The organism is Achromobacter sp. DMS1, assembly GCF_001270295.1.
Genome location: NZ_LHSJ01000317.1, coordinates 1 through 4,423, shown reverse-complemented (window position 1 = coordinate 4,423; position 4,423 = coordinate 1). Strand labels below are relative to the sequence as shown.

The following is a 4,423-nucleotide window of genomic DNA, read 5'->3' as shown; positions in this document are numbered from 1 at the left end:
ACGCCGGCGATGGTGCCCAGCGGCTCGCCCGGCCGGTTGCGGCCCGGCACGGGAATACAGTCGAGCAATCCCTGCGTGTAGGGGTGGCGCGGCGCGGCGAAGAGTTCGGCCACCGGGCCCTGCTCGACGATCTGTCCGGCGTACATGACGGCCACGCGCCGCGCGATGCGCGCGACCACGCCCAGGTCGTGCGTGATGAGCACCATGGCGATGCCCAGCTCGGCCTGCAGCTCGGCCAGCAGCCGCAGGATCTGCGCCTGGATGGTGACGTCCAGCGCCGTGCTGGGCTCGTCGGCGATGAGCAGCTCGGGGCCGCACATCAGCGCCATCGCGATCATGACGCGCTGCCGCAGCCCGCCCGAGAGCTGGTGCGGGTACTGCGACAGCCGCTGCCCGGCCGAGGCGATGCCCACTTTCTCCAGCAGTTCCACGGCGCGGTCGCGCGCCTGCGGGCGGCTTGCGCCGCGATGATGGATGTAATGCTCGGTGAGCTGGTCGCCTATCGGGTAGGCCGGGTTCAGCGCCGTCATGGGCTCCTGGAAGATCATGGCCATCTTGTTGCCGCGCAGCGCGTTGACGCGGCGCGCGCGGGCCCGCGAGATGTCTTCGCCCAGCACGGCGAGCCGGCTCGTGCTGCGGCGCGCCGCCTTGGGCAGCAGGCCCATGACGGCCAGCGAAGTCATCGACTTGCCGCAGCCGGACTCGCCCACCAGGCAGAGGGTTTCGCCGCGGCGCACCTGGAACGAAACGTCGCGCACCGCGTGCAGCGTGCCGCGGGGCGTGGCGATGTCCACCTTCAGCCCCTGCACGTCCAGGACGGGTTCCGCGTGATTCATGGTCATGCTTTCTCCTCGGGCGTCAGCAGTTGGTGCAGCCCGTCGCCCGCCAGGTTGATGGCGAAGATCAGCAGCGCGAGCGCCGAGCCGGGGATGGCGATGAGCCAGAAAGAAAAGAACATGTAGGCCTTGGCCTCGGAGATCATCAGCCCCCACGACGGCAGCGGCGGCTGCACCCCCAGCCCGAGGAACGACAGCGAGGCTTCGAGCAGGATGGCGCTGGCCGCTTCCAGCGTGGCGATGACGATAAGGTGCGGCACCACGTTGGGCAGCACCTCGCCGCGCACGATGCGCCAGGTGGAGGCGCCGGCCGCCTGGGCCGCCGCCACGTATTCCAGCGAGCGCACCTGCTGCGTGGCGCTGCGCATGACCACGGCGTAGCGGTCCCACTTGAGCAGGCCCAGCACCAGGATCACCACCCAGAGCGAGCCGCCCACCATGGCCACTGTGGCCAGCGCCACCAGGATCACGGGCATGGACAGGCGCGTGGTGACGAGAAAGGACACCGCCATGTCCACCTTGCCGCCGAAGTAGCCGGCCGCCATGCCCATGGCCGTGCCGATCAGCCCGGAGATCAGCGCCACGCTGGCGCCGATGAGCAGCGAAATGCGGGCGCCGTAGAGCAGCCGCGAGAGGTAGTCGCGGCCCAGCGGGTCGGTGCCCAGCGGGTGCAGCCAGGTGCCTTTCTCGTACCAGACCGGCGGCGCCATGCGGTAGGCGAGATCCTGGAAGTAGGGGTCGTGCGGCGCGATCCAGGGCGCGAAGAGCGCCACCAGCAGAATCGCCAGCAGGATGCCGCCGCCCGCGAGCAGCGCGGTGTTGCGCGAGACGCGGCGCCAGCGCAGCCGCGCGGGCGTGAGTCCGGCCGCTTCCGGCGCGATCCGGGCAAGCGAGGAATCGGGTAATGGAGCGTTCATTTCACGACACCCGGATGCGCGGGTCCAGCCAGGCGTTGGCGATGTCGGCCGCCAGCGTGAGCAGGACGTAGATGACGGACAGCAGCAGCACGATGAGCTGCATGACCGGAAAATCCTTGTAGGTGATGCTCTGGTAGGCCAGGTAGCCCAGGCCGTCCAGCGCATAGATGGTTTCGATGACCACCGAGCCTCCCAGCAGGTAGCCGAGCTGCACCGCGGCCAGCGCCACCACCGGCACGATGGCGTTGCGCAGCGCGTGCTTGAAGATGATGGTGCGCGCGGGCAGCCCCTTGGCGCGCGCGGTGCGGATGTAATCGGCCGAGAGCACCTCGATCATGCCGGCGCGGATCAGCCGCATGAAGGCCGGCGCCACGTAGTAGCCCAGCGCGATGGCCGGCATCACGAAATGCTGCCAGGTGCCGCTGCCCGAAACCGGCAGCACGCGCAGCGAAATCGCGAACAGCATGATGAGGATGAGCGCGAAGAAGAAGTTGGGCAGCGCCTGGCCCAGCACCGCCACTGCCAGGCAGAAGCGGTCGACCAGGCTGCCCTTGCAGATCGCGGCCAGCACGCCCAGCGGCACCGAAATGGCCAGCGCCACGGCCAGCGCGCCTACGCCCAGCTTGAGCGTGGTGCCCAGCTTGGACAGGATGAGCGGGCCGGCCTCGGTCTTGAAATACACCGAGGTGCCGAAATCGCCGTGCAGGATCTGCCAGAGCCAGTCCGCATACTGGACCAGCAGGGGGCGGTCCAGCCCGTAGGCCTTGCGGATCGCGTCGATGTCGGCCTGCCGGGCGCCTTCACCGGCCAGCGCCAGCGCGGGGTCGCCCGACAGGTGCAGCAGCATGAAGGCCAGCACCGAGACGGTCAGCGCCACCAGCAGCGCCAGGCCCAGCCGCCTGATCGTGAATTGCAGCATTGATGTTCCCCTTGCGGCCGCGGCGCGCGGGCGCCGCCGGGGCGCGGCTTACTTCCAGCTCATGTCCCAGAAACGCACCAGCTCGTCCGGGTAGGGTTTGAAGTTCACTTCCTTGCTGGCCACGTAGTACACGGGCAGGGTCCACAGCGGCACGGCATAGGCTTTTTCGGCGATGCGCGTGAGCGCCTCCTTGTAGGCGGCGTTGCGCCGGGCGCTGTCGATGGTGGTGTCGGCCTTGCGCAGCAGGTCGCGCACCTGCGGGTCGCGGGTGATGTCGTCATTGCCGAAGCCGAAGTAGACCGGCGTGGAGGCCGACGCGTCGTTCACCAGGTTGGACGCCCAGGTCTGGTGCGTGAGCGCGGCCTTGCCGCCGCGCACCATGTCGCGCATGGCGGCGTACTGCAGGAAATTGAGCTTGGCGCGTATGCCCACGGCCTGCAGGTAGTTGATGAGGGCCTCGGTCTGGTTGCGCTCGCGATAGGCCAGGATGTCGATGTCGAAACCGTTGGGGTAGCCGGCCTCGGCCAGCAGTTTTTTCGACAGGGCCGGGTCGTATTTGTAGGCGGGCACGTCCTGCGTGCAGCCCACCTGCGAGGGCGTGCAGATGGCGTTGAGGATCGCGCCGCCTTCGCCCACGATATTCTTCAGGATGGATTCGCGGTCGATGGCGTGGATGATGGCCTTGCGCACGCGTTCGTCCTTGAGCTGCGGCGCGGGCGAGCCATCTTGGATGTTCATCTGCATGAACACGATGCGCATGGTTTCGCCGGACACGACCTGCAGCGTGGGCAGGGTCTTGAGCTGCTCGGCCTGGTCCTTGGGCACGCTCATGATGAAGTCCTCGCCGCCGGAAATCACCTCGGCCATCTGCGTCTGGCGGTCGGGGATGAAGCGGATGACCACCTTGCCGATCCTGGGCTGGGCCTTGGGCGAGTCCTTGAAATAGTCGGCGTTCTTCTCCAGCGTGATGGACTTGCCGGGCTGGTAGTCCGTCACCTTGTACGGGCCGGTGCCCACGGGCTTGGCGTTCATGCCCTTGGGGCCGACTTCCTTGTAGTACCTGGCGGGGTGGATGGCCACGGTGGTGGCGAGGTATTCCTTGGCCGCCGGGAAGGGTTCCTTGGTGGTCAGGCGCACGTGGTATTTGTCGATCTTCTCGACCTTGTCGATCCAGGCCACGTTCTGCTGGGTGACCGCCTTGTTCTTGGGGTCGGCCACGAAGTTCAGCGTGTACACCACCGAATCGGCGTCGAACTCCTCGCCGTTGTGGAATTTCACGCCCTGGCGCAGTTCGAATTCCAGCGTCTTGTCGTCGACCTGTTTCCAGCTCTTGGCGAGCTGCCCCTTGTACTCGTTGGTCATGGGGTCGCGGTAGAGCAGGGTGTCCCACACGTTGGCGGCAATGATGACGCCGATGCGCACGTTGTTGTAGTACGGGTCCACGCTTTCGGGCGCCTGGTCGTACGCCATGCGCAGCGTGTCGTCCTGCTTGGAGGCGTGCGCGGCGCCCGCGCCCAGGGCGGCGCAGGCCAGCAGCGCGGCGGCCAGGAACTTGAGCCGGGGGCGGAAGCGGGAAAGGGGCGGTGCGGCGGGGGTGACGTTGGAATCGGCCATGACGAGGCTCCTCTGGACCATGCGGTTTGGAACGGGATGCTGCCGGGTGCTGCGGAAACGCGGGAGCCGGCGCCTGCGGCGCGGAACCCGCGGTCCCCATGAAGCTGTCACTGCTGTCGATGCCGCGGCGCGGCGCT

At 67.8% G+C, this 4,423-nt stretch carries 4 protein-coding genes; all 4 read right to left on the bottom strand.

Annotated features, from left to right (window positions below; translation table 11 throughout):
• Positions 1 to 836 (bottom strand): ABC transporter ATP-binding protein (locus tag AD428_RS23325; protein WP_053246740.1); only part of this gene is annotated, 836 nt, incomplete at its 3' end.
• Positions 837 to 838: 2 nt separating this feature from the next.
• Positions 839 to 1,753, bottom strand: coding sequence for an ABC transporter permease (locus AD428_RS23320; protein ID WP_053246735.1), 915 nt, complete (start codon positions 1,751 to 1,753; stop codon positions 839 to 841).
• Between the two features lies 1 nt (position 1,754).
• Positions 1,755 to 2,672 carry an ABC transporter permease gene (locus tag AD428_RS23315; RefSeq protein ID WP_053246734.1) on the bottom strand — a complete coding sequence of 306 codons (918 nt, stop codon included), beginning with the start codon at positions 2,670 to 2,672 and terminating at the stop codon, positions 1,755 to 1,757.
• A gap of 48 nt (positions 2,673 to 2,720) precedes the next feature.
• A complete protein-coding gene (locus AD428_RS23310; protein ID WP_053246733.1) occupies positions 2,721 to 4,286 on the bottom strand; it encodes an ABC transporter substrate-binding protein in 1,566 nt (521 codons plus the stop codon).
• Positions 4,287 to 4,423: the final 137 nt, after the last annotated feature.